19 protein-coding genes and 1 pseudogene are annotated in these 24,528 nt (G+C 72.0%); 11 read left to right on the top strand and 9 right to left on the bottom strand.

Going from position 1 to position 24,528, the window contains the following annotated elements; genetic code table 11:
- Positions 1–89 precede the first annotated feature (89 nt).
- From K7C20_RS20215 to K7C20_RS20200, 4 genes and pseudogenes are all read right to left on the bottom strand, one after another.
- Positions 90–2,324, bottom strand: a complete 2,235-nt coding sequence (locus K7C20_RS20215) for a nuclease-related domain-containing DEAD/DEAH box helicase (RefSeq protein WP_245171738.1) — start codon at positions 2,322–2,324, stop codon at positions 90–92.
- Positions 2,325–2,488: 164 nt separating this feature from the next.
- The gene (locus K7C20_RS20210; protein ID WP_053210211.1) at positions 2,489–4,726 is read right to left on the bottom strand and encodes a family 2 encapsulin nanocompartment cargo protein terpene cyclase; all 2,238 of its coding nucleotides are present in this window, start codon (positions 4,724–4,726) and stop codon (positions 2,489–2,491) included.
- Positions 4,727–4,880: 154 nt separating this feature from the next.
- Positions 4,881–5,729, bottom strand: coding sequence for an ATP-grasp domain-containing protein (locus K7C20_RS20205; protein WP_053210219.1), 849 nt, complete (start codon positions 5,727–5,729; stop codon positions 4,881–4,883).
- Between the two features lie 236 nt (positions 5,730–5,965).
- Positions 5,966–6,803, bottom strand: a pseudogene (locus tag K7C20_RS20200) (ATP-grasp domain-containing protein); the annotation flags it as partial.
- Between the two features lie 558 nt (positions 6,804–7,361).
- Here K7C20_RS20200 and K7C20_RS20195 point away from each other — a divergent pair.
- From K7C20_RS20195 to rocD, 4 genes are all read left to right on the top strand, one after another.
- Complete coding sequence (locus K7C20_RS20195) at positions 7,362–8,735, top strand: amidohydrolase family protein (protein ID WP_245171745.1); 1,374 nt, start codon at positions 7,362–7,364, stop codon at positions 8,733–8,735.
- A gap of 227 nt (positions 8,736–8,962) precedes the next feature.
- On the top strand, positions 8,963–9,457 hold the full coding sequence (locus tag K7C20_RS20190; protein WP_030989700.1) for an Lrp/AsnC family transcriptional regulator: 495 nt from the start codon (positions 8,963–8,965) through the stop codon (positions 9,455–9,457).
- 209 nt (positions 9,458–9,666) lie between these two features.
- Positions 9,667–10,488 carry a dimethylargininase gene (gene ddaH / locus K7C20_RS20185; protein ID WP_063781310.1) on the top strand — a complete coding sequence of 274 codons (822 nt, stop codon included), beginning with the start codon at positions 9,667–9,669 and terminating at the stop codon, positions 10,486–10,488.
- Complete coding sequence (rocD, locus tag K7C20_RS20180) at positions 10,488–11,726, top strand: ornithine--oxo-acid transaminase (RefSeq protein WP_030077847.1); 1,239 nt, start codon at positions 10,488–10,490, stop codon at positions 11,724–11,726. The genes ddaH and rocD overlap by 1 nt, the downstream gene beginning before the upstream one ends.
- Before the next feature lie 172 nt (positions 11,727–11,898).
- Here rocD and K7C20_RS20175 read toward each other — a convergent pair whose 3' ends face one another.
- The 3 genes from K7C20_RS20175 to K7C20_RS20165 all read right to left on the bottom strand — a co-directional run bounded on the left by K7C20_RS20175 (position 11,899) and on the right by K7C20_RS20165 (position 15,041).
- Entirely contained in the window at positions 11,899–13,437 is a 1,539-nt protein-coding gene (locus tag K7C20_RS20175; RefSeq protein WP_053210220.1) for a SulP family inorganic anion transporter, read from the bottom strand.
- Between the two features lie 118 nt (positions 13,438–13,555).
- Positions 13,556–14,167 (bottom strand): carbonic anhydrase, encoded by a 612-nt coding sequence (locus K7C20_RS20170; protein ID WP_030077842.1) that lies wholly within the window; start codon positions 14,165–14,167, stop codon positions 13,556–13,558.
- A gap of 277 nt (positions 14,168–14,444) precedes the next feature.
- The gene (locus K7C20_RS20165) at positions 14,445–15,041 is read right to left on the bottom strand and encodes a TetR/AcrR family transcriptional regulator (protein ID WP_053210213.1); all 597 of its coding nucleotides are present in this window, start codon (positions 15,039–15,041) and stop codon (positions 14,445–14,447) included.
- 121 nt (positions 15,042–15,162) lie between these two features.
- Between K7C20_RS20165 and K7C20_RS20160 the strand changes: the two genes are divergently transcribed.
- Entirely contained in the window at positions 15,163–15,621 is a 459-nt protein-coding gene (locus K7C20_RS20160; RefSeq protein ID WP_030077840.1) for a nuclear transport factor 2 family protein, read from the top strand.
- Positions 15,622–15,878: 257 nt separating this feature from the next.
- A complete protein-coding gene (locus K7C20_RS20155) occupies positions 15,879–17,198 on the top strand; it encodes an IPT/TIG domain-containing protein (RefSeq protein WP_030077839.1) in 1,320 nt (439 codons plus the stop codon).
- Between the two features lie 172 nt (positions 17,199–17,370).
- Here the strand turns inward: K7C20_RS20155 and pdxR are convergent, their stop codons facing one another.
- The gene (gene pdxR / locus K7C20_RS20150; RefSeq protein WP_245171740.1) at positions 17,371–19,005 is read right to left on the bottom strand and encodes a MocR-like pyridoxine biosynthesis transcription factor PdxR; all 1,635 of its coding nucleotides are present in this window, start codon (positions 19,003–19,005) and stop codon (positions 17,371–17,373) included.
- 28 nt (positions 19,006–19,033) lie between these two features.
- Here pdxR and K7C20_RS20145 point away from each other — a divergent pair, with 28 nt between their 5' ends.
- The gene (locus K7C20_RS20145; protein WP_030077837.1) at positions 19,034–19,855 is read left to right on the top strand and encodes a methyltransferase domain-containing protein; all 822 of its coding nucleotides are present in this window, start codon (positions 19,034–19,036) and stop codon (positions 19,853–19,855) included.
- Between the two features lie 25 nt (positions 19,856–19,880).
- Here K7C20_RS20145 and K7C20_RS20140 read toward each other — a convergent pair whose 3' ends face one another.
- Positions 19,881–20,753: a helix-turn-helix transcriptional regulator gene (locus tag K7C20_RS20140; RefSeq protein ID WP_048828968.1), complete on the bottom strand. Its 873-nt coding sequence runs from the start codon at positions 20,751–20,753 to the stop codon at positions 19,881–19,883.
- Between the two features lie 151 nt (positions 20,754–20,904).
- Between K7C20_RS20140 and K7C20_RS20135 the strand changes: the two genes are divergently transcribed.
- The 4 genes from K7C20_RS20135 (at position 20,905) to K7C20_RS20120 (ending at position 24,527) form a co-directional block, all read left to right on the top strand.
- Positions 20,905–22,467, top strand: a complete 1,563-nt coding sequence (locus K7C20_RS20135; protein ID WP_245171742.1) for an MFS transporter — start codon at positions 20,905–20,907, stop codon at positions 22,465–22,467.
- A 351-nt stretch (positions 22,468–22,818) separates the two neighbouring features.
- Complete coding sequence (locus K7C20_RS20130; protein WP_030077834.1) at positions 22,819–23,436, top strand: TetR/AcrR family transcriptional regulator; 618 nt, start codon at positions 22,819–22,821, stop codon at positions 23,434–23,436.
- On the top strand, positions 23,433–24,089 hold the full coding sequence (locus K7C20_RS20125) for a peroxiredoxin-like family protein (RefSeq protein WP_030077833.1): 657 nt from the start codon (positions 23,433–23,435) through the stop codon (positions 24,087–24,089). The genes K7C20_RS20130 and K7C20_RS20125 overlap by 4 nt, the downstream gene beginning before the upstream one ends.
- Positions 24,090–24,275: 186 nt before the next feature.
- Complete coding sequence (locus tag K7C20_RS20120; protein WP_030077831.1) at positions 24,276–24,527, top strand: hypothetical protein; 252 nt, start codon at positions 24,276–24,278, stop codon at positions 24,525–24,527.
- Position 24,528: the final 1 nt, after the last annotated feature.

Genomic DNA, 24,528 nt, shown 5'->3' with positions numbered 1-24,528 from the left:
AAGCCATGCGAGGGAGCCACGGGGCCAGGGTGTCCCACCGTCCCGCCCGGCCCGCGGCGCGCGGTGCCCCGTACGCCGCCGTCCTCGGCTCACTTCTCCTGCGGTGGCCTGACGCTGCCCAGCCAGAGGACGTCGCGGGCGCGGGTCATGGCGACGAAGAGCTGACTGCGGGCCAGCTCGCCGCGCTCATCGGCCGTTTCGGTGGACGGGCCCCCGGCCGGGTTCCCCCGGGGCAGATCGGCATCGTGCTGCGGCAGATAGACGCGCTTGAACTCCAGGCCCTTGGCACGGCGGTAACTGCCCAGCTTCACGGCCTCGACCGGGTGCCCGTCGTACTGCTCCAGCGGGCAGACGCGCAGGCCCGCCCGGGTGAGCAGGCGCTGGTAGTGCTCGATGCCGCGCTTGGCGGAGCAGAGCACGGCGGAGTCGGCGAGCTGCTGCGGGGTCAGGGCGCCCAGCGCGGCCAGCAGTGCCGCGTCATGCGCGTCGAGGGTGGGCAGCACCGCGCGCCGTACCTGGCCGTCGTGGTAGGTCAGGTCGACGTCCCGCCGGCCGGGGGTGGGCAGCCCGTCGAGGTCCTCGAAGGCGTCCTCGGCGACCACGGAGAGCGCGGTGTCCACGATGTCCTTGCTGTTGCGGTAGTTGGCCCGCAGCACCTGGCCGCGGTCCCCGCGGATGTCGATGCCCGCGTCCGAGAGGCGGAACCCGCCCGGGTAGACGGCCTGTTGGCCGTCCCCCACCAGCAGCAGTCCGTTGGGGCTGTCGCCGACCAGGGCGTGCAGCAGGCGCACCCCGACGAGGGTCAGGTCCTGGACCTCGTCCACGACGACGGCGGTGTAGTCGCTGTGACCGGTGCGGCCGGCCGCCTCCGCGAGCGCGAGGGAGAGCACATCGTTGAAGTCGTGCACGGCGCGCTCGATGCGCTGGGCCTCGTACGCCTCGTACAGCGCCCACACGGCCTGCCGGTGCGGGCGGCGCAGGCCGGCCCGGCGGCGTCGGCGGGCGAGCACGGCGTACTCCTCGAAGGAGGTGATGCCGCGGCCCTTGATGACGTAGTCGATCTCCTCCTGCCAGTAGGGGTGCAGCGGATCGATCTCGGTCAGACAGCTGTTCCGCCCCACGTGTTTCCAGGCGAGGCTGAAGGCCGTCTCCGCCTTCTCCTTGTGCAGATGGACGGGCACGCCGCGGCTGCGCAGATAGTCCCGCGCCCAGGAGTGCAGGCTGCGGAAGTCGATCCGGTCGGCCACCGCCGGGGCCATGGTCTTCAGGAAGGTGCTCTGTACGCGGGGGAGGTTGTTGGCGAAGGTGACGTACAGGACGCGGCCGTTGGTGCGCTGGGCGAGATAGGCCGCTCGGTGCAGGCCGACGACGGTCTTGCCGGTGCCGGCCGGGCCGCTGATCCTGGCGGGGCCGGCCCAGTTGCGCCGCACCAGCGCGAGCTGGTCGGGGTCGAGGAAGGTCATCCACTGCTCGATGGGGGCCCGGCGCGCTTCGTCGAGGGCGGCTTCCCGCAGCCCGTCGAGGTCGAAGAGGCCGTCGGCCCCGGCAGCCGGCGGCCGGGCGACGGTGGCCGGGGACGACGTGGTGGCGCCCGGCGACGTAGTGGCGCCCGGGGCCGGGGTCGCGCCCGGGGCCGAGGTGGCGGCCTGGGCCGGAGTGGCGGCCGGGTCCTCGTACTCGGGGAAGACCCGCGCCAGGTGGTCGGCGAGGGCGCGGACCGACCCCGCGGACAGCCGGGTGCGCTCCGACAGCAGCGCCGGGCCGATCTCGTGCTCCCCCAGCAGCCGTATCCGGCCCAGCTCCGCGTCGACCCGCTGCCCCGCGAAGGCCAGCAGCGGACGCACCGCCACCGGCGACATCCCCAAGGACGCCACCGCGTTCTCGGCGGCCTTGGTGACCGCGAGCAGCTTGCGCCGGTGCTCGTCGCGCGAGAACCCCCCGGCCCGCAGCCGGCCCCCCGAGGTCTCCGGCGCGGCCCGCCAGTTCTTGACGTCGATGACGAAGACACCGCCGGGGCCGATCAGCAGCATGTCCACATTGGCCGCGCGGGTGCCGGGCCAGCGCCGGTCCACCAGCAGCCGCCAGCCCCGGCCGGCCAGCATCAGCAGCTGGGCGGCGACCCGCCGCTCCCCCTCGCTCGCCGCCTCCCAGCGCTCGGCCCGCTGCCGGGCGGCCTGCCACTGTTCGCGTAAGAGCCGCTCCTGCCGACGGGCCTCCTGCGCCCGCCGGGACGCCGAACCGCCTGCCGCCCCGCCTCGAGAACTCCCTGCCGCCATCGCCCGCCCCCTCGCCGCTCGCCCCGCACGCACGGGGTCATGAACCATAGGCCGATGGCACATGACGCGGTACCGCGCACGGAAGGGGCACGGGCGCATGCGGGCCGGCAGCCCACGGGGGCGGCGCCCGGACCGCCCCGCGGACGGCGGGCGACCCGGGCGGACCGGACCGGCAGCACCGGGCCGGCCCGGATCGCCCGGCTCGCTGCCGCCTACCCCACACGCACCGCCGACGGCCGGAAGACGCGGGCGGCCGACGTGCCCAGCCCGGCCGGCGCGCCCAGCCACCCCGGCGAACCCGTCGGGTGTCGCAGCTCGGGCTCGATGTAGCGCAGGCAGCCCTGGTGCCAGGTGAGGATGCCGGCCATCCAGTTCTCCAGCTCGTGGACATAGCCGTCGAGCGCCTTGCGGGCTTCCGGCGAAAGGCCGAAGTCGTCGTAGACGACCGGGAGTTCATGAGCGGCGACATGCTGGAACTCCTGCATCCGCGACGTCATGAGGTCATGGATGATGTTCAGCGCGGTCGGGTAGTCGCAGTCGAAGAAATTCTGGACGACCAGGATGCCGTTGTGGACCTCGCCCTCGTACTCGATCTCCTTCTGGTACGAGAAGACATCGTTCATCAGACAGGCGTAGTCGGCCGCGGCGTTCTCCAGTGAGCGCAGCGGGCCGGAGCGGTAGACCTCCGGCGGGACCTGCCGGCCGTGGCCGATGCGGCTCAGGCTCATGGTGAGGTCGGAACCGAAGGTCGCGCGGCGCATCTCGATGTAGTCGACCGGATCGGGGATGCGGTTCAGGATCTGGTTGTCGATCTCCCAGAGCCAGCTGGCCGTCATCTTGTCGACGGCCTCCCGGAACGACCGGCGCGCTTCGGGGGTCATCGGTCCCGCCGTACGGGTCCACAGGTCCCCCAGCGCGCGTTCCATGGCGTTGACCGGCTCCGGCACTTCCGCCGAGGAGTCGAGCGGCATGAAGGACGACAGCCGCTCGGTGCACACCTTGGCCGAGGCGATGTCGCGGGTCCGGCCGAAGACCTGGGGGTAGTAGTCGTCCGCGTACGTGCCCCAGGCCAGCCAGGCGGCGCCCAGGTCCAGTTGTTCGGGGGTGGCGTCCGGGTGGAGGCCGGCCGCACACAGCGCCAGGTCGTAGCGGATCATCGCGGGCTCGTCCCAGACGTCGGACAGCGGCACCCCGGGCTGCGGGCCGAGGATGCCCATCCGGTGCGCCCATTCGACGACGCGGCGGCGGGCCCCCTCCAGGTGCGGGCTGAGCGTCGTGGTGAACGGCATGAGGAAGTCGGGAATGCGCGAGGGGCCGACCTTCTGGTGCGGGACATGGGTGGAGCTGCGGATACGGTGCGCCCCACCCGTGGCCAGCGCCGTCTTCAGGTCGGCGGCCGAGGTGCCGAGCCCGCCGAAGGCGAAGGGCGACCAGGCCTGCGAGGTTCCGGCCGCGGAGCCGCCGCCGTTCATGTAGCGGCTGGAGCGCATATGCCATTCATGGCCGCCGGACTGCCAGTCCTGGAGCCCCTTGGCGTACGCCAGCACCTCCGCGCAGGACTTCGGATCGAGGCCCTTCTCCAGGAAGAGCGCGGGGAGTTCGGCCACCACCGTGTTCTCGAACTGCTGGAGCCGCGAGGTGATCAGGTCGTTGACGGCGTCCGCGGCCTCCTGGGTGGTGCAGTCCAGGAAGGTCTCCAGCACCAGGACGCCGTTGCTCAGCTCGCCCTCCTCCTCCGTCTCCCGCTGGTAGGAGAAGAGGTCGTTGCGCAGGTGGACACCGTCGGAGAAGGTGTCCCGCAGCACCCGCAGCGGGCGGGATCCGGCGACGGCCGCGGGCACCTCGGCGCCGGTCGCGAACTCCACCAGTCCCGCCGACCAGGGCGCGCCGCCGACCTTGCGGCGCATCTCGATGTACTCGACGGGGTTGGGCACCCGGTGGATGTTGATGTTGGACAGTTCCCACAGCGACTCATTGAGCAGATGCTCGGTGCTCTCGGCGAAGCGCTGCCGCCACGCCATGGACATGTGCGGCACGGTGCGCGCCCACAGATCGGCAAGTCCCGCCTCGACGGGGTTGGTCGGCTCGGGAACGGGCGCGGTCAGATCCATCGGCATGAAGGCGGGCAGCCGGTCGAGGTACTCCTTGCCGCCCTCCCGGTCGAGCGTCCGCTTGAACATCTCCAGGAAGTGGTCGTCGAAGAAGAAGACCCAGACGTACCAGTCGGTCACCAGCGAGAGCGCATCCGCGTCGCAGTCCGGGTGGGTGTAGGAGCACAGCAGCGCGTAATCGTGGGCGTCGAGGTCCTTCTCCTCCCAGATGTCCGAGCCCTCCAGCATCCCCATGGAGCGGGCCCACTTCTTGGAATGCGTACGCGCCGTCTCCAGATGCGGGTTCAACCGCGCCGGATAGGGCGTATAGAAGTGGGGCAATTCGAATGGCTGTGTCACCGTGCTGGCCTCTCCCCATGCGTACGGAAGGAAGGCACGTGGAACCACGCCTTCCCGACGGGGCAGCGCTACCCCAGGGGTCAGCGCCTTAGGCCTTACGGAGGAGGACCTTCCGCCTCCGCTCCACTTCGGTTCGGTGAGCTCCGAACAGGGGCTATTTCTGGCTGGCTTCCGGCACTTTTCTTTCGTCCATGCCGCGGCTCCGGCCGTGCGCCGCGGTGCGCAGGGCAAGCTGCGCCAGCGCCTCCGGCGCACCGGCCTGGCCGCGGATGCCGGGGAAGGCATTGATGTCCACGATGAGGGGCGCACCGCCGCCGGCATCGAGGAGGTCGACGCCGTAGACGTCCAGGCCGAAGACCTCGCCGACCCGGAGCGCGGCATCCGTCCAGCCGGCGGGCAGGTCGCCGACCGGCAGCGGCAGCGTCGGCCCGCGGCCGTCCGGGGCCAGCTCCGAGCGGCGCAGCCCGGCGAAGAGCCGGCCGTCGACCACCCACAGCTTGTGGTCCCAGCCGCTGTTCACGGTGAACTCCTGCACCACCACCGGCTCGTCGGGCCAGGCGGCGGCCAGTTCCCGCAGCCGTACGGCGCTGTCGGCACGGGCCACGAGGTCATGGCGCCGGCTGAACCGGCTCTTGATCACCAGCGGGCCGTCCGGTGCGCCCGCTGCGGCCAGCTGCCCGAGCGCGGCCACGGAGGTGGTGCCCGCGAACGGCAGTCCGGCCGCGCGGGCGACCGCGGCCATCTCGACGCGGTCCTGGCACCGCGCGGTCGCCGCCGCGGAGTTGAGCACCGGAGCGCCGTGCTCCTCCAGGAGAGCGGCGAGCGCCAGCGCGCGCGGCGTCCGCGCCTTGAGGAGGTAGACATCGGCGAGCGAGGACAGGTCCAGGTCCCGCACCTCGCCGCCCGGATCCAGCCACTCGACCTGATGCCCCGGGGTCAGCAGCTCGGTGACCGCGGCCAACAGCGGATGGCCGGCATCCGCGGTGACCAGACCGACCCTCATCGGCCGCCACCGATCGAGGCCGCGGGCCGGGGGCGCGGGGCGGCGGGCGGGACGGGGGCGCGGGGCGGCGGGCGGGACGGGCGGGATGGTGAACGGGGGCGTGGGGGCGGACGTCGACGGGGCGGGCGTGGCGGCGGGAGCGGCGGGCGTCGCCCTCGGCTCCCCGGTGCTCGACTGCCCGGCGGTCGGCTGCCCGGTGCTCGGCTGCCCGGCAGTGGGGAACCCGGCCCCCTGCCCTGCCGTCCCGTTACGGGCGAGCTCCAGCACCGCGGCGGACACCCGGGCAACGGCGTCCGGTACCTGACGGAAGCTCGGGAAGTCGTTGATGTCGACGACCACCGGTCCGTCGGGCCCGAGCAGAATGTCGACCCCGTAGAGATCGAGGCCGAACACCGTCCCGATCTCGGCAGCGACCCGGGCGATTTCCGGGGTGAGCGGAACCTGCCGTTCGCGTACGGCATGGGCGGGATGCAGCGGGGAGCACCGCTCGGTCGCGTACAGCCGGCCGGCGACGCTGTACACCTTCAGATCCGTACCGGAGTTGGGCACATAGGGCTGGGCGATGAGCAGCCCGCCGCCCGGCGCGCCCGGGGCCCCTGCGTCATCCGGCTCCACGGGATCCAGCAGCCGGTCCGGCGTCGCCACCAGCCGGACGGCACGCCCGGAGCTGCCGTCCGCGGGCTTCACCACAAGCGGGAACTCCGCCTCGGGTATCTCCGCGAACTCCTGGAGGCGGACCGCCGCATACGTCACGGGGACGGGCAGCCCACTGCTGCGGGCGATCACCGCGGCCAGCGCCTTGTCGCGTACGCCACGGATCGCCCGGACATCGTTCACCGTCGTCAGCCCGACGGAGGAGGCGGCTTCCAAGAGCGTCAGCCCCGGGCCGCCGGAGACGGTCTTGAGGACCCAGGCATCGTGGCTGCCCGCGCGGATGGCCTCGGATATGGGGAGCAGCGAGCGGCCGGGCCACAGCACGTCCACCTGGTGGCCCCAGGCGCCGAGTTGGCGGATCACATCCAGCGGCATGCCGTCATGGCGGTACTGCTCCTCCACCAGGAAGCAGAGTCTCATCGGTGCACCCTTGTCATCGCCGCACGTCCACCGTCCGTCCGGCAGATCCATGACACACCAGGATCCCATGCGGATTCCGGCGGGGACCGTGGGCCCACGCACCCGGCTCCGGCCCATATTTCGGCGAGGCTACGCCACCCCGTACACCCCGCACGCAGGCCATGACCAGGACTTTGCCGGACCCCCGCGCGACTTCCGCCACCCGCACTCCCCTCCACCAAATCCCGCATGCCGGAACCCTTGTTCCAATTCTGCACCGGCCCTAGGGTCGGGCCACCCCGGGGACGGCTCAGCGAACAGGACACCCACGCACCGAAGTACGGGAAGCAGGCGAGCGGGTTGGCGAACGAGCGGCAGGCTCCGGCCGAGCGGCAGGATCACGATCACGACGTCCCCAGGGACGGGCACCCGGAACGCGAACCGAGGCCGATTCCGGGGCCGGAACCGGCGCCGGGAAACGACACCTTCCGACGGCGGAAATTCCTCCTCGGTGCGGGCGTGACCGGCGCAGGCGGCCTCCTCGGCGCCACGGGCATCGCACACATCGGAGGCACGGCAATGGCCGCCCCCAACAACCCTCACGGCCCCCACGGCCCCCACGGCAAATCCACCCTTCGGCCCGGACAATTCCACGGCAGACAGCACCTCCTGGTGCCCGAGTTGTTGCTGTTGCCGGACGGGCCGGTGCCCCACCAGGCCGTGCTCGTCAGGGACGGAAAGTTCCGCAAGATCGGGCCGGCGCAGCAGCTCATCGCCGCGCACCCCGGCCTTCAGCCGCTCCGCCTGGACGGCCACGTGCTGATGCCCGGCTTCGTGGACGCGCACCACCATCTGACCCAGAGCTTCGGCAAGGCCCAGTCCTTCGGGCAGCCCTCGGAGATCTTCAAGGCCATATGGGAGCCGCTGGAACATGCCCTGGACGAGGAGAGCGCCTATGTCTCGGCGAAGCTGGCCGCGCTGGAGGCTCTTCGGGGCGGTTTCACCACCGTCGCCGACGCCGGGACCCGTGCCCCCGTGGACGTCCGGTCGGTCGCGCAGGGGACGGAGGAAGCCGGTATCCGGTGCGTACTGTCCAAGATCGTCTCCAGCGGCAACGGCGGCCCGGCGCACCTGGGCCGGTGGGACGGGCATCCGCTGATCCACCCCTCGCTGGCGATCGCCGTCCCCGAGGACGCCCCCGGCGAGGTCATCAAGAAAACCGCCGACCTGTGCGCGGAGGCCGGTGCGGTGCTCCAGATCCACGTGAACGAGCATCTCGCCTCCGTGGAACGCTCGTTGAAGTCCGTCGGCCGCCGCCCCCTGGAGCAGCTGCACCACCTCGGCGCGCTCGGCCCGCACACCCTGGGCGCACACGCCACCCTCCTCACCCCTTCGGAGATGCGGCTGCTGGCCGACTCCGGCGCCGCGATCAGCTACAACCCGGTGGCCAGCGCCTGGAAGGGCAACGGAGTCGCGCCCGCCACGATGCTGGCCGCGATGGACGTGCGCTTCGGCATGGGCACCGACGGCACCCGCGCCGACGGCTTCCGGCTGATCGACGCCGGGGAGACCGCACAACGCCTGGCGTACGGCATGGCCTCGGGCGACTCGTCCTGCGGCGCCGGCCGGATGTGGCTGGAGCACGCCACCTCCCGCAGCGCCGATGCGCTCGGACTGGGCAAGGTGACCGGCGAGATCGCCGTCGGCAAGGCCGCCGACTTCCTCCTCGTGAACCTCGACGTCCCCGAACTCACCCCCTCCTACGACCTGCGCTGGGAACTCGTCCGCCTCGCGAACCGCGACCAGATCACCGCGGTCGTCGTCAACGGCAAGCTCCGCCTGTGGCACGGCTGGCCACCGGACTGGAACGGCCCCGCCCTCGTCGCCCGAGCGGCAGAACTGGGCCCGGAGGTCGTACGCCGGGCGGGGCTGCACCGCGTGGAGCCGACCTGACGCACCCCCTTGCGGCAGCGCATCAGCCAACCCGTCCACGAGGAGGGCCACTTCACCGGAATCTTCCCCTCCACTCGGTCCAGGCCAGTGGGGTCGTGTCCCGTGACCTGCACAGGGTTGCGGCAAAGCGGTGGTCCGACGGCGGGCGGGACGGGGCGTCGGCGCTACCGTGAGGGCGAACGCGACGGAGACGGAGCGGGATGGAACGGGATGAATCGGGAGGCCCAGTGACCAACAAGGCCGCGCCCTTCGACGACCTCGACCGCAAGATCGTTGCGGCGTTGATCGACAACGGCCGGGCGAGCTTCGCCGAGATCGGGGCGGCGGTCGGGCTGTCGTCCACCGCGGTGAAGCGCCGGGTGGACCGGATGCGGGAGAACAACGTGATCACGGGGTTCACCGCCACCGTCCGCCCGGCCGCGCTGGGGTGGCTGACCGAGGCGTATGTCGAGGTGTACTGCGACAGTGCGGCGCCGCCCCGCCGGCTCGCGGAGGTCGTGCGCAACCATCCGGAGATCGCGGCGGCGATGACCGTGACCGGCGGCGCCGATGCGCTGCTGCACGTACGGGCGACCGATGTCGAGCACTTCGAGGAGGTGCTCGAACGCATCAGGGCCGAGCCTTTCATCCGCAAGACGATCAGCTACATGGTGCTGTCCCACCTCCTGCCGGACAGCCCGGAGGCGGGCGCCCGCCAGTCCTCCGGAGGCTCCGCCCCCTGATACGGGGCCGAACGGGCCGGAAACGCTCCGGCTTGCGCAGCATTCCAGCGTCAGCGCGTGCATACACGCAGGATTACTGCGCTGACGAGCAGCATTTGTTTCTTGTGGCCCGAATCCATCGCTCCTTACCGTGGAAGCACCGCGGGTGACCCTCAGTGACACCCGGTCACCCCGCATGTCCGTAGGAGCGAAGGGATCCTCCCGTGCCGATGAGTCGTGTGTCGCGCCCCCGGCGCTATCTGGTCTGCGAGCCCAGACACTTCGATGTGCGTTACGCGATCAATCCGTGGATGCGTGCGGACGCGCAGGTGGACACCGCCCTCGCGGGGCGCCAGTGGGAGACGCTGATGGGCGCCTACCGCGACCACGGGCACACGGTGGAGACCGTGCCCCCGGTGGCCGGGCTGCCCGACATGGTGTTCGCGGCGAACTCCGCGGTCGTCGTGGGCGGCCGGGTCTTCGGCTCGTCCTTCCATGCGCCGCAGCGGCGGCCGGAGTCCACGGAGTACGAGACGTGGTTCAAGGCGGCCGGGTACGACGTCTACCGGCCGGAGTCGCTGTGCGAGGGCGAGGGCGACCTCGTACCGGCCGGCCGCTACATCCTGGCGGGTACGGGCTTTCGCACCACACCGGCCGCGCACCGCGAGGTGCAGGAGTTCTTCGGCGTACCGACGATCGGCCTGCAACTGGTGGACCCGTACTTCTACCACCTGGACACCGCGCTGTTCGTCCTCGAGGAGACGGCGGAGACGGGCGAGGCGAACATCGCCTACTACCCCGGGGCGTTCTCGACCGGCAGCCGTGAAGTGCTGCGGCGGCTGTTCCCCGAGGCGGTGCTCGCCACCCGGGAGGACGCGATGGCCTTCGGCCTCAACTCCGTCTCCGACGGCCGCCATGTCTTCGTCGCCCCGCAGGCGCCCGGCCTGATCGCCCAGCTCGTCGCGCACGGCTATGTCCCCGTCCCCGTCGACCTCTCCGAGTTCCACAAGGCCGGCGGTGGCATCAAGTGCTGCACCCAGGAGATTCGCTGATGACCGCTCCCACCCGCACCGTCCCCGCGCAGGCCGCTCCCCGTTCGTCCGCGGAGCTGATCCAGGCCGAGGGCCCGGTCCTCGCGCACAACTACCACCCGCTGCCGGTGGTGGTCGCGCGCGCCGAAGGCGTCTGGGTCGAGGACGTCGAGGGGCGCCGCTATCTCGACATGCTGGCCGGCTACTCGGCGCTCAATTTCGGCCATCGGCACCCGGCACTGATCGAGGCCGCGCACCGCCAGCTCGACCAACTCACCCTCACCTCCCGCGCCTTCCACAACGACCGCCTCGCCGGTTTCGCCGAGGGTCTTGCCGCGCTGACCGGCCTGGACATGGTGCTGCCGATGAACACCGGCGCCGAGGCGGTGGAGAGCGGCATCAAGGTCGCGCGCAAGTGGGCGTACGACGTCAAGGGCGTCCCCGCGGACCGGGCGACGATCGTGGTGGCCGGCGGCAACTTCCACGGCCGGACGACCACCATCGTCGGCTTCTCCGACGACGACACGGCCCGTATCGGCTTCGGCCCGTTCGCCCCCGGCTTCCGCACCGTCCCCTACAACGATCTCGCCGCGCTCGAAGCGGCCCTGGACGAGACGACGGCCGCCGTGCTGATCGAGCCCATCCAGGGCGAGGCGGGCGTCCTGATCCCCGATGACGGCTACCTCACCGGCGTCCGCGAACTGACGCGGCGCAACGGCTGTCTGTTCATCGCCGACGAGATCCAGTCCGGCCTGGGCCGCACCGGCACCACCCTCGCGGTCGAGCACGAGTCCGTGGTCCCGGACATGCTGCTGCTCGGCAAGGCCCTCGGCGGCGGCATCGTCCCGGTCTCCGCGGTCGTCGCCCGCCGCGAGGTGCTCGGTGTGCTGGGCCCCGGCCAGCACGGCTCGACCTTCGGCGGCAACCCCCTGGCGGCGGCGGTCGGCTCCGCCGTGGTCGAACTGCTCGCCACCGGAGAGTTCCAGCGCCGCGCCGCCGAGCTGGGCGAGCAGCTCCGCACCGGACTGGCCGCGCTGACCGGCAAGGGCGTGACCGGCTTCCGCGCCCGCGGCCTGTGGGCCGGCGTCGACATCGACCCCGCGCTCGGCACCGGACGGGAGATCAGCGAACGCCTGCTGAAGGAAGGCGTCCTGGTCAAGGACACCCACGGGTCGACGATCCGGCTCGCCCCGCCGCTGACCATCACCGCGGAGGAGCTGACGTCGGCGCTGGGATGCCTGGAGCGGGCGCTGGGGTAGGACGACGCGCTCGGCGGGCGTGACCTGCCTTGTGGCGTGGCCGGCCCTGAGGGCGGGGGCCGCCCCTGTAGGCGTGAACGGCCCGATGACCAGCCCTGTGGGCTGACCGGCCCTGAAGACATGACCGGCCCCGGCGACTGCTGCCGCCGGGGCCGGTCAGGGTGCGTACGGATCAGCCGCGTTGCGGTGGCCCGCCCGCGGGCTGCCCGGCCGTCACCGCGGCCGGCCGGTCCCCGGGGGCCGCGGCCGCCGCGCCGTTGTGCTGCGCGGTCCAGCCGTCCAGCGCGGTGCGGCAGGCGTGGTCCAGGTGCCGCAGTTCCGTCAGGTCCAGCTCGACGGGCTTGTCGCGGGGCAGCGCCTCCAGCGCGTCCAGGATCTTGGGCAGCCGCAGGAAGGTCGCATTGCCGCTGAGCGAGACGAGGGTCCGCCCGCCGGTCAACTCCCGCACGTCGGCCTGCACATGCGAGGTGTCCCAAGCGGTCTTCACGACGGCGAGCAGCAGGCCGAGCAGCACGCCCTCGAACATGTTGGTGAAGACGATCGCCCCCGCGGTCACCCCGAGGATCACCGCCTCGCCCCGGTGCTCCCGCCACAGCTGCGGCAGCTGCCGTACGGGCACCAGCTTCGCCCCGGCGTGCACCAGGACGGCGGCGAGCGCGGCGAGCGGCACGACCCCGAGGGCCGCCGGGAACAGCGCGGCGAAGAGCAGCAGCCAGACACCGTGCAGGATGCGGGAGGCCTTCGTCTGCGCCCCGGCCTGCACATTGGTCGCGCTGCGGACGATCACCGCGGTCATCGGCAGCGCGCCGAGCAGCCCGCAGACCGTGTTGCCCGCGCCCTGCGCCATCAGCTCCTTGTCGTAGTCCGTGCGCGCCCCGTCGGTCATCCGGTCGACCGCCGCGGCGCTGAAGAGGCTCTCCGCGGACGCGATGAGGGTGAAGGCGAGCACGGTGCCGAGGACGGACAGCTGGGCCAGGCCGCCGAGTTCACCGAGGCCGGGCGGCTGGATCGACGCCAGCAGGCCGTGCACCTCCACCTTGGCGACGGGCAGCGCGAACACCGCCGTCACGAGGGTGGCGACGGCGATCGCGGCGAGCGGGCCGGGCACCACACGGACCTTCGCGGGCATCCGCTGCCACAGCACGAGGAGGCCGAGGGTGCCCACGCCGACCGCGAACGCGGTGAGGGCCTCGGGACTGCCGGCGATCCCGGCGGCGAGGCCGGGCAGCCCGGCGATCTTGCCGAGGCCGCTGCCGGGCTGGTCGGTATCGGCCATCGCATACACCTGGCCGAGGATGAGGATCAGTCCGATCCCCGCCAGCATGCCCTGGACCACGGCGACGGATATCGCCCGGAACCACCGGCCGCAGCGCAGCGCGCCGAGGACCAGTTGCAGGACGCCGGCCGCGAGCACGATGGCGCCCAGGGACGCCATGCCGAACTTCTGCACGGCCTCATGGACGAGCACCGTGAGCCCGGCGGCGGGGCCGCTGACCTGGAACGAACTGCCCGGCAGACAGCCGACGACGAGGCCGCCGACGATGCCGGTGATCAGCCCGAGTTCGGCCGGCACTCCCGAGGCGACGGCCACACCGACACACAGCGGGACGGCGACGAGAAAGACGACGAGCGAGGCGAGCGCGTCACGGCGGAGCGCGCCGGGAGGCAGCGGGGGAAGCTTGGATGTGGTGCGCTTGAGCGCGGTGAGCATGGATCTCTCCGGTTCGGTGCGTACGGCTTCGCGCATGCGGCTTGTCGCGTACGGCTTCGTGCGTAGGGGGCGGCCGGTGGGGGTCCGGTGGACCGGGGCGGGCCGGGCGGTTGCCCGCTCACAGCGACTCAAAGCGCCCCGTCTCCGGCCGGTGCCTGCGCACGGCCCCCGTATGCACCTCGTAGAACCAGACGTCCAGGGAGAGCCGCCCGGCGGCGATGCCCTCCCCCACGCACGGGTAGGCCCGCAGCCGCTCCGCTTGCGCCAGCGCGTGCCGCTGGACGGCGTCGGCGAGTTCCGGCGTCACGCGGTCCGCCGCGTCCGCCCCCGCGCCGTGCGAGAGCTCCCCCGCGGCGGACTCCAGCCAGCCCCGCACAGCGGGCACGCCGGTCAGGTCCGCACCGCGCACCAGCGCGCCGACCGCCCCGCAGTGGGAGTGACCGCACACCACGATGTGCTCGACGCCCAGGACCCGCACGGCGTATTCGATGGTGGCCGCCTCGCCCGCGGGGTGCTCGGGGCGGTAGGCGGGAACGATGTTGCCCGCGGTGCGCAGCTCGAACAGATCGCCCGGCGCCGCCCCGGTGATCAGCGAGGGCACGACCCGCGAGTCCGAGCAGGTGATGAACAGGGCCTGCGGTGACTGCCCGGCTCCGAACCGGTGGAACTCCTCGCCGCGCGCGGCGCAGCGGGCCTCGAAGGAACGGGCATGGGCGGTGAGTTGCTGCATGGTGGTGGCCTGCCTCCTACTCGCCCTCGTGGGGCGCGTGGTGTGGTCGGGTCATGGGTGGCGCGGCCGCCTCCTCGACGTCGAGGGGGCGGCGACGTGCCCCGGCGCCGGGACGGACCGACTTGCCGGACGCGCTCCGTGAGCACGTACGGCCCACCCTTACGCACCGTTCCTGAAGCCAAGCTGAAGGCTGCCCGAACGGCGGACGTCGCGCGGCGCCATCAGGCCGGGACGTCGCGCACCGCCGCCGGGGCCGGGGCAGCCGTCCCGCACCCCGTCAGGCCGGTGCGGCCGTCCTCCCCGCGCCCCCCGCGCCGGCCGCTGCCAGGAGGGCTGCGGCGGCGGCACGGGCCCGCCGGGCGGCGTCGGGCTCGCCCGTGATCGCGGCCGTGGTGATCGCACCGTCGACGAGCAGCGCCAACTGCCCGGCCAGCGCTTCGGGTGGGGCAACCGGTACGGCCCGGACCAGGTCGGCCAGATAAGAGAGGAGCGCGCCCTTGTGCTCCCGGGCGACGCGGCCGACCCCCTCCGAGGTCGCCCCCAGCTCACCGTACGAGTTGATGAAGGCGCAGCCGCGGAAACCCGGGTCCGAGAACCAGGTGTAGAGCCAGTCGAAGACCACGAGCGGCCGGACCTCGGGGGCATCGGCGTGTGCGGCGACGTACTCGCCGAGCGAGGCACGCCAGCGGGCGTCACGACGGCGCAGATACGCCTCGACGAGGTCGTGCTTGGCGGGGAAGCACTGGTAGAGGCGCTTGAGCGACACCCCGGCGGCGGTGCGGAGTTCGTCCATGCCGACGGACTGGATCCCGCGGTCGTAGAACAGCTTCTCCGCGGCGTCGAGTATCCGTGCGCGGGCTTCGTCGAGGTCCATGACACTTCCGGTGACTTTGCGGGAGAACGATCGTTCTCTACACTAGCCGACGCGAGGGAGAACGATCGTTCTCCCGGTTGACGCGCCGATTTCCGCTGCGCGCCGAGAGAGGGAGCCCGTCATGGAGCCACGCCCCCCGTTCCCGCCGTTCGACGAGCCGGGCGCGCGACAGAAAGTGCAGGCCGCCGAGGACGCCTGGAACACCCGCGACCCGGAGCGGGTCGCCCTCGCCTACACCGAGGACTCGGTCTGGCGGAACCGCGACACCTTCCTCACCGGCCGCGACGAGATCGTCGATTTCCTGCGCCAGAAGTGGACCCGCGAACTGGACTACGCGCTGCGCAAGGAGCTCTGGTCGTACAGCGGCAACCGCATCGCGGTGCGCTTCCAGTACGAGTCCCATGACGCGGCCGGCGAGTGGTGGCGCAGCTACGGCAACGAGCTGTGGGAGTTCGACGAGAACGGTCTGATGCGGCGCCGGGAGGCCGGCATCCACGATGTCGCGATCACCGGCGACGAACGCCGCATCTTCGGGCCCCGCCCGGAGGAGGAGCGGGTTCGCCCGCTGCCGTTCCGCTGATCAGCCGACACCGGGGAACTCCCCCTCATCGAGGGCGTCTACGGGGGGAAGCGGAGCAGCCGCGAGCTGCGCCGGCCGCCGTCATTCACCTGCGGACGTTTCGCTTCCCCGCGGTGTGGGGACGAAGTACCCACCGAACCACTGGGCTGCCCATCCCTCCTCGGGGATGTGCAGCCCGCCGTGTTGTTGCGCGTGTGGTCTGTGGTTGTGGTGCCCCGGAGCGGGATCTCTGGACGGCCCCCACAAAAGGGGTCCACATGAGTACGAATGTTCAGTCGCTGTCGCAGGAGCTGCTGCGGACAGCCGAACTCCCCGGCCAGGCCGCTGCGCCCGCCCCGGCGGGGCAGATGAGCCGGGCGGCAGTCCCGGCGCGCCTCTTCCTGGCCGTCACGTCGATCCCTGTCGGCAACAATCCGGTCGGGCTGGCGATCGCCCCCAACGGCGACCTCTACGTCGCCAACTCCGGGTCGGCCAATGTGTCGGTGATCAACACCACCACGGACACCGTCGTCGGCGGCCCGATCGGCGTCGGCGGTACGCCGGTCTGGCTGACGGTCGCCCCCAACGGCAACGCCTACGTGACCAACCGGGGATCGAACACCGTGACGGTGATCGACACCGCCGGCAACACCGTGATCGGCGCCCCGATCCCCGTCGGCGCCCAGCCGAACTTCGTGGCGATCGCGCCCAACGGCAACGCCTACGTCGCCAACATCGGGTCGAACAGCGTGACGGTGATCAACACCATCAGCAACACCGTCGTCGGCGCCCCGATCGCCGTCGGCAACCAGCCGTGGGGAATCGCGGTCGGCGCCGACGGAATCGCCTACACCGCAAACCGGGCGGCGAACAGCGTGACGGTGTTCGACACCGCCACCAACACCGTCGTCGGCGCCCCGATCCCCGTAGGCGCCGGACCGATCGCCGTGGCGGTCGCCGGCAACAACAAGGTCTACGTCAGCAACATCAACGGGAGCAACGTCAGCGTCATCCAATTCGACCCGACGCTGACCATCATCAACCCCACCCAAGGGCCCATCGCGGGCGGCACGGTCGTGACGATCAACGGCACCAACCTGACCGGAGCAAGTGTCGACTTCGGCGGCATCCCCGCCACCGGGGTGAGCGTCAACGCCACCGGCACGCAGATCACCGCCACCATTCCGCCCGGGGCGGCGGCCGGTCCTGTGATCGTCACCGTCACCACCCCTGGTGGCAGTGCCAGTCTGGTGAACGGCTTCACCTACCTCCTGCCCGTCCACGCCACCTCGCTGGTCGCGACCCCGGCGCTGTCGAAGCTGTTCCCGCCGCACGTGTACTTCCCGTACCTGACCGCCACGCTGACCGACCAGGTCACCGGGCTGCCCGTGCCCGGCCAGACCATCAGCTTCAAGATCGGCAGCAACCTCGTGGGCACCGCCACCACCGACGCACAAGGTGTCGCCCGGTTCAACGAGACGCTCATCCTGACGCTCATCCTCGCCCACGGCGGCTATGACGCCGAGTTCGCCGGCGGCTCCACCGGGTCGGCAATCCTGTCGCCGTCCAGCGACCACGCGGGAGTCATCGAGCCCTGACCCCCGCCCGGCCACCGGCCGACCCGGCGGCACCGGCGGGCACCGCCCACCACCCCGCCACGCCTCGCCCGAGCAGCCGCCGGGTCACCAGGCAGGCACCCCACCATTCCGTGTGCTGCGAGAGCAGGAGCGCACGGAATGGCCCGCTGCCCAGCGGTGGCGCACAGCCCCGTCACCCGCCGCGCAGCGCCTCGCCGACGACGGCCACCCCCTCCGCGATCTCGTCCGCTGTGCGCGCCGCATAACCGAGTACCAGCCCCGGCGGGTACCGGCGTTGGCTGTGCCAGGACAGCGGCTGGACCTTGACGCCGCGGGCGAGGGCGGCCGCGGCCAGGTCCGTGTCGGAGCCCCGGCAGCCGTCCCGCCCGAAGGTGATCGTCAGATGCAGGCCCGCCGCGGCGCCGTGCACGGTCGCTTCCGGCAGCCGGTCGCGGATCGCCGCGATCATGGCATCGCGGCGGCGGCGGTGGCGGCGGCGCAGCAGTCGCAGCCGGCGCTCCAGTTCACCGGACTCCATCAGCCGGGCCAGGACCAGTTGGGGCAGTGCGGCATTGCCGAGGTCGGCGAAACGCTTGGCGTCGACCAGCGCCTTCCGGTACTTCCGCGGCGGCAGCAGCCAGCCCACCCGCAGGGCGGGGGCCAGCAGCTTGGAGACGCTGCCGGCGTAGCAGACCTGCTCGGGGAGGAGCGAGCGCAGGGCGGGGACCGGCGCGCGGTCGTAGCGGTGCTCGGCGTCGTAGTCGTCCTCGACGATCAGGCCGCCGCCGGCCGCCCAGCGCATCAGCTCGCGGCGCCGGCCACCGCCGAGCACCACCCCGGTGGGGAACTGGTGCGCCGGGGTGAGCAGGACGGCCCGCGCACCGCTCGCCCGCAGCGCATCGACGCGTATCCCGTCGTCGTCGACCGGGACCGGGGGCGTCGCGAGCTGCCAGTGGCGCAGATGCTGCCGCGCTCCGAGGGAGCCGGGGTCCTCCACCGCGATCTCCGGGATCCCGTCATGGTGCAGCACCTGGGCGATCAGGCCGAGCGCCTGTGCGGTACCGGCGACGATCAGCACCTCGTCCGGGTCCGCCCTGATCCCGCGGTTACGTGCCAGCCAGTTGACGACGGCCAGCCGCAGCGCCGGAGTGCCGCGGGGGTCCCCGTAGCCGAGCTCGGTGGACGCGAGACCGGCGAGCACCGAGCGTTCGGCGCGGAGCCAGGCCGTGCGGGGGAAGGCGGACAGGTCGGGCACGCCGGGTGAGAGATCGATCCGTGCGGGCGCGGCGCGCAGCTCGTCGAAGATCTCCGGACCGGGCGGGGCGGCGAACGGAGCGGCGGGCGGAGCGGCGGGCGGAGCGGCCGTCGGAGCGACGGTCGCAGGGGCGGGCGGAGCGACAGACGGCGCGGCGGTCCGGTGCGCGTACGGCGTCGGAGCCGCGCCCTTCGCCACCGTGGTCACCGGAGCGGCGACGACCACGGTCCCGCCTCTCCCCCGTCCGGCGAGCTGCCCGTCCTCGGTCAGCCGCCGATACGCCTCGGTGATCACACCCCGCGAGACGCGCAGCTCGGCGGCGAGCACCCGGGTCGCGGGCAGCCGGCTCCCCACCGGCAGCCGGCCGTCCGCGATCGCGCCCCGCAACTCCCGGGCGAGCCAGACCGACCGGCCGCCCGCGGGCGCATCCTCGATGCGCAGTTGCAGGAAGTCGGAGGAACCGGCAGCCGCGGAAGGGGACGAGGAGCGCGCGGACGAGGAGGTCCCGAGCGACGCGGCGACGGACGCGGGAGTTATGGACTGCTCAATAGGCCGATCTTTGGACCTGTTCACCGATCCATTGTCCCGGCACGGTGAAGCCATGAAGACGAACACGGCATACGTACACGGCTACTCCTCCCAGGAGGCCCGGCGCCTCGGTGACCAGGCGGACACCCTGGCGACACTGCTGCATGCCGGTACGGCCTACCCCGTCGGCTCCCGGGTCCTGGAGGTCGGCTGTGGGGTGGGCGCGCAGACCGTCCATCTGGTCAGGAACAGTCCGGGGGCACGGATCGTCGCGGTCGACCGCTCCGAGGAGTCGCTGGCACAGGCCCGCGCGTACCTGGCGACGCGGGAGCCCGGGGCCGATGTGACGTGGCGGACCGCCGATCTGTTTCACCTGCCGTTCCCTGCACGGACGTTCGACCACGTCTTCGCCTGCTTCGTGCTGGAGCATCTCCAAGCCCCCGGCCGGGTGCTGACCGCACTGCGCCGGGTCCTGCGGCCCGGCGGGACCCTCACCGTGATCGAGGGCGACCACGGCTCGGTGGTCTTCCATCCGGACAGCCACCGCGCCCATGAGGTGATCGGCCACCAGGTCCGCCTACAGGCCGCTGCCGGTGGAAATGCGCTTCTGGGACGGGAGTTGCAACCGCTGCTCAGGGGAGCCGGATTCAGCGATGTGGTCATCCGGCCGCGTACGGTCTATGCCGACCGGACCCGGCCCTCGATGGTGGAGGGATTCACCCGGAAGACCTTCATCGCCATGGTCGAATCGGTCCGGGACGATGCGCTGGGCGCCGGTCTGACCACCGCCGCCGACTGGGACCGGGGGATCGCCGATCTACGGCGGACCGCGGACGACGACGGCACCTTCCACTACACGTTCTTCAAGGCCGTGGCCGTCAATCCGGGGCCTTAGGGTCTCGCCCCGGAGCCCTGTCGCCCTACCGTGCGCCCACCGGGCCGACCGCCGCTCCATCCGGGTCCGCGCCCGCCGCGCACGCCTGGAGCGCGGGCAGCTTCCGCGTCGTCGCCGCATCGGCCGGCATACACGCGAAGAGCTTGATACCGGGTGCGTCCAGCGCGGCCAGCTTCACGTAGTCAAAGGTCAGCTCCCCGGCCCGGGGATGGCGAAAGGTCCGGCGGCTGCTTCCGAAGTCCGCGATGTCATGCGCCGCCCACCAGGCCCGGAACTCCTCACTCGCCTCCCGCAGCCCGCCGGTGAGCTGCTCGTAGCGGGGGTCCCCGGAGCGCTGCCGGGCATCGGCCCGGAACTGGGCGACCAGGTCCTGCGCCTGCCCGGACCAGTCGGCCAGCAGTGAGCGCATCGCCGGATCCGTGAACACCAGCCACAGCAGGTTGCGTTCGGCGGGCTCCAACTGCCCGGGATCGCCGATCAGTCCCGCCTCGGCACGGTTCCAGCCCACCAGGTCCCAGTTGGCGTCGAGGAGGTATGCGGGGTTCGGTTCGAGTGCGTCGACCAGCCGTTGCAGGGCGGGGCCGGGGCCGGGGCCCGGCGGCCGCTCCGGCAACGGTTCCCCGGCCAGCGCGAACAGATGGCGGCGCTCGACCGAACTGAGCATCAGGGCGCGCGCCAGGCTCGTGAGGACCTGCCTGCTGACGGTGATGTCGCGCGCCTGCTCCAGCCAGGTGTACCAGGTCACGCTGACCCCGGAGAGCTGGGCGACCTCTTCGCGCCGGAGCCCCGGGGTGCGCCGCCGCGGTCCCGCGAGGATGCCCGCTTCCCGGGGCGTGAGCCGCTCCCGGCGCGAGCGCAGGAACTCCGCGAGACTCCGCCGCCGTTGCAGGTCAGCCATCGAAACTCCCGTTCGCCGCGGGTCGCGGGGGCCGGCCCGGGGTCGGGGCCCGCCGCACGCGTTTCCGGGCACAGCCCCTGTGTGGGGGTGGTGGGGACACCAGCATAATCGGCCTCTGTATGTCCGCCCGGGGCTGTCCGACGCTGGCCGCATGACCCAGACCACCCCACCCTCAGGCCCCACGGGACGGCACGCGGCGCCGGTTCGGCAGGACGCACCGGTTCGGCAGGACGGACCGCTACGGCAGGACGGGCCCCTACGGCAGGACGCCCCGGTACGGCCGGACCTCCCGCCGGACGGTCCGCGCTCCACCGCGGCACCGTGGCGGGCCCTGGCCATCGTGCTGGCCGGGGCGTTCATGGCCGTGCTCGACACCTTCATCGTGCTGGTCGCCGCCCCCGCCATCCAGGCGGATCTGCACTCCTCCGCCGCCGATGTCCAGCTCATCCTGGCGGGCTATCAGCTCAGCTACGCCCTCGCCCTGATCACCGGCGCCAGGCTCGGCGACCGCTTCGGCCGCAAGCGGCTGTTCATGACGGGGATGGCGCTGTTCACCCTCTCCTCCGTGGGCTGTGCGCTGGCACCCGGCTCCGGCAGTCTGATCGCCGCACGGCTGGTCCAGGGCCTCGGTGCGGCCGCGATGTTCCCGCAGGTCTTCGCGGTGATCCAGGTGCTGATCCCGGCCGCCCGGCGCCCGAAGGCATTCGGTGTGCTCGGGGCGGTCATCGGCATGGCCACGATGTCCGGCCAGTTGGTCGGCGGACTGCTGATCGCCGCCGACCTCTTCGGCACCTCGTGGCGGCCGGTGTTCTGGGTCAACGTGCCGGTGGGCCTGCTGACCCTGCTGCTCGCCGGTCGCTTCGTACCCGAATCACGGGCACCGGAGGCCCGGCGGCTCGATCTCCCCGGTGCCGTGGTGCTGACCGTGGCCCTCACACTGCTCGTGGTGCCGCTGGTCGAGGGCCGCGCGTACGGCTGGCCGCTGTGGGCCTGGCTCGGCCTGGCCGCAAGCGTCCCCGCGTTCGCCGCGTTCGGCCTGGTGGAACGGCGGGTGGACGCCAGGGGCGGCACCCCGCTCGTCCGGCTGAGGCTGCTGCGCGAGCGGCCGTTCGCGGTCGGGATGACCCTGGTCGTCGTCACGTATGCGGGCATCAATTCCTTGTTCCTCGTCCTGTCGCTGACCCTCCAGGACGGTCTGGGGATGGACGCGCTCGGCGCCGGCCTGGTCTACACCCCGTTCGCCGTCGCCTTCTTCGCCGCCAGCCTCGTCGCCGGCCGGCTGGCCCGCTTCGGCCGGCGCGTGCTGCTGCTCGGCGCCCTGACCGGCGCCCTGGGCTTCGTCGGCACCATCGCCCTCACCCTCAACGCCGGTTCCGCACTGACCGCCTGGGCGCTGGTGCCGACGCTGCTCCTGGTGGGCGCGGGCAACGGCCTGCTGGTCACCCCGCTGCTGAACGCGGTGCTCGGCAACATCCGCCCCGGGGAAGTGGGCATGGCCTCCGGGGTGCTCTCCACCGGCCAGCAGATCGGCGGCGCGGTCGGCGTGGCCCTCGTCGGCATCCTCTACTACGGCACGCTCGACGGCGCCGCGCACCACGACACCGGCGCGTACGGGCATGCACTGGCGGCCGCGCTGGTCCTCAACGTCGTCCTGGCCGCAGCGATTTCGACCCTCCTGCCGTTCCTTCCCGACGCCGCCGCGCGCCGCGCATAACGACCGCCGGACGACTCTCCTGAAACGGACGGCTCCCGCACCGGACGGCTTGCGCTCCGGACGGCTTGCGCTCCGCACCCCTTCACGGAAGGGCCGGTTCCAGAAGTTATCCCCAGCTGACTTCCCCAACTCCTTGACAGCGGAGGCGACTCGGAGCATCTTGGAATAACCGTTCCAAGATATGGGGCGAAGACGACGAGGCGGTGGCGGGCGCTTCCCGCGGCCCCCACCACCCGAATTCCGACGACCCGAACTCCCACGACCCGAACTCCCACCGCCTGAACCCGCACCACCCGACCCGGAACCACCCGATCCCGTACCGCCCGTGACAGCGAAACGAGCAGGCCGGCCATGCCCGACATCAAGCACTTCAACCCCGACATCGTGCTCGACGACGCCATCCAGGTCTTCTGGCGCCAGGGCCTGCCCACGACCGGCATCCAGGCGCTGGTGACCGCGACCGGAGTGAGCCGCTCCAGCCTCTATGCGACGTTCGGCAGCAAGGACGGCCTCTACGCCGCGGCGCTGGACCGCTATATAGCGCAGCACTCCACACCGGCCTTCGCCCAGCTGTCATCGGCCTCCTCGGGGCTGACCGCCATCGAGGAGTTCTTCAGCGGTCTGATCGAGGTGCGCTGCTCCGGACCGGTCGCCGGCTGGGGCTGCATGGTCACCAATGCCTACGCCGGACCGGAATGCGGCGACCCCGGCATCCGCACCCTGCTCGAAGAGCACCACACCACGCTGGAAGCGGCCATGCGAGCAGCCCTCACCACGGCCCACGACCTGGGCCAACTCCAGGAGGACGGCGATCTCGACGCCGCCGCCGCGGTGCTGGCGACGCTCGCGTACGGCGTCAATCTGCGCTCCCGTGGGGGCGCCGACGCCCAGGCGCTGACCGACACGGTGAACGCCGCCCTCGCGCCACTGCGCACCCGTCCCTCACCTCAGGAGCACCTACCGCAATGAGCCTCCGCGACGAACTCACCACGCTTCTCCGCACCGGCTACCCCGAACTCCCTCCCGCCGCACGCGAGGTGATGGAGCGAGCCGGCCGCGACCTCGCCGCATCGGGCCGGGCCGCGCGGGCCCGGCAGGCCGGTGACACGGCGCCCCGCTTCAGCCTCCCCACCGCGACCGGCGCCACCGTCAGCCTGGACGCCCTGCTGTCCGCCGGCCCCGTCGTGCTCACGTTCTACCGCGGCGCCTGGTGCCCCTACTGCAACCTCGCGCTGCGCGCCCTCCAGCAGCACCACGCCGATATCACCGCCCGCGGCGCCCAGTTGGCGGCCGTCTCGCCGCAGATCCCCGACGAGTCCCTCACTCTCACCGAAAAGCACGCGCTCGCCTTCGACGTCCTCAGCGACCTCGGCTCGGACACCGCCCGGCAGTACGGCCTCAGCTTCGATCTGCCCGACGACCTGGCCGCCGTGTACGACTCCTTCGGTTTTGAGCTACAGCGCGTCAACGGCGGCCATCCGCGCACCCTCCCGATACCCGCCACCTACGTCGTCGACCGCGACGGAACCATCCGCTGGGCCTTCGTCGACACCGACTACACCGCCCGCGCCGAACCATCCGACATCCTCGCCGCCCTCGACGCATTGCCCTCGGCCCGCTGAATTACGCCCGGCACTCCAGCACCACACCCGCGCAGGGAAATTACGCACCGAATATGCGGAGGTCTTAACGGGAATTCGACCGTCGCGACCCGGCACCCCAACTCGCCACCATCCCCCCATAGGCCGCCGCGTGCCGGAGCGCTAGGGTCGGTTTTCCAGGAACGTAACGGGGGAGGGCAGCCGCCTATGGCACAGGACGATGCCGTGATCGGCTGTACGGGAGTGCTGCTGATCGGCACACGTGGGGCTGCCGGCCCCGGTGAGGTCCTGGTACGGATCAGAGGCGGCACCGAGGCATTTCTCGCCTGGTCCGCCGAGCCCCTTCCGGTAGGGGCGACCGTGCTCGTGATCGAGTCCCGTGGCAGTCGCCAGGTCGATGTCATGGAGTGGGCCGATCCATTGGACGCGTTGTCCGGCAATGCCGACGACGCCGGCTGAG

The organism is Streptomyces decoyicus (genome assembly GCF_019880305.1).
Classification (GTDB): Bacteria; Actinomycetota; Actinomycetes; order Streptomycetales; family Streptomycetaceae; genus Streptomyces; species Streptomyces decoyicus.
This window is presented reverse-complemented; position numbering and strand designations above follow the sequence as displayed.

What these genes read in the sequence shown, in the direction of transcription:
- K7C20_RS20215 (WP_245171738.1), bottom strand. Translation starts at nt 2,324, where the DNA reads ATGGTTCATGACCCCGTGCGTGCGGGGCGAGCGGCGAGGGGGCGGGCG.
- K7C20_RS20205 (WP_053210219.1), bottom strand. Translation starts at nt 5,729, where the DNA reads ATGAGGGTCGGTCTGGTCACCGCGGATGCCGGCCATCCGCTGTTGGCC.
- K7C20_RS20195 (WP_245171745.1), top strand. Translation starts at nt 7,362, where the DNA reads ATGGCCGCCCCCAACAACCCTCACGGCCCCCACGGCCCCCACGGCAAA.
- ddaH (WP_063781310.1), top strand. Translation starts at nt 9,667, where the DNA reads ATGAGTCGTGTGTCGCGCCCCCGGCGCTATCTGGTCTGCGAGCCCAGA.
- rocD (WP_030077847.1), top strand. Translation starts at nt 10,488, where the DNA reads ATGACCGCTCCCACCCGCACCGTCCCCGCGCAGGCCGCTCCCCGTTCG.
- K7C20_RS20175 (WP_053210220.1), bottom strand. Translation starts at nt 13,437, where the DNA reads ATGCTCACCGCGCTCAAGCGCACCACATCCAAGCTTCCCCCGCTGCCT.
- K7C20_RS20170 (WP_030077842.1), bottom strand. Translation starts at nt 14,167, where the DNA reads ATGCAGCAACTCACCGCCCATGCCCGTTCCTTCGAGGCCCGCTGCGCC.
- K7C20_RS20165 (WP_053210213.1), bottom strand. Translation starts at nt 15,041, where the DNA reads ATGGACCTCGACGAAGCCCGCGCACGGATACTCGACGCCGCGGAGAAG.
- K7C20_RS20160 (WP_030077840.1), top strand. Translation starts at nt 15,163, where the DNA reads ATGGAGCCACGCCCCCCGTTCCCGCCGTTCGACGAGCCGGGCGCGCGA.
- K7C20_RS20155 (WP_030077839.1), top strand. Translation starts at nt 15,879, where the DNA reads ATGAGTACGAATGTTCAGTCGCTGTCGCAGGAGCTGCTGCGGACAGCC.
- K7C20_RS20145 (WP_030077837.1), top strand. Translation starts at nt 19,034, where the DNA reads ATGAAGACGAACACGGCATACGTACACGGCTACTCCTCCCAGGAGGCC.
- K7C20_RS20140 (WP_048828968.1), bottom strand. Translation starts at nt 20,753, where the DNA reads ATGGCTGACCTGCAACGGCGGCGGAGTCTCGCGGAGTTCCTGCGCTCG.
- K7C20_RS20135 (WP_245171742.1), top strand. Translation starts at nt 20,905, where the DNA reads ATGACCCAGACCACCCCACCCTCAGGCCCCACGGGACGGCACGCGGCG.
- K7C20_RS20130 (WP_030077834.1), top strand. Translation starts at nt 22,819, where the DNA reads ATGCCCGACATCAAGCACTTCAACCCCGACATCGTGCTCGACGACGCC.
- K7C20_RS20125 (WP_030077833.1), top strand. Translation starts at nt 23,433, where the DNA reads ATGAGCCTCCGCGACGAACTCACCACGCTTCTCCGCACCGGCTACCCC.
- K7C20_RS20120 (WP_030077831.1), top strand. Translation starts at nt 24,276, where the DNA reads ATGGCACAGGACGATGCCGTGATCGGCTGTACGGGAGTGCTGCTGATC.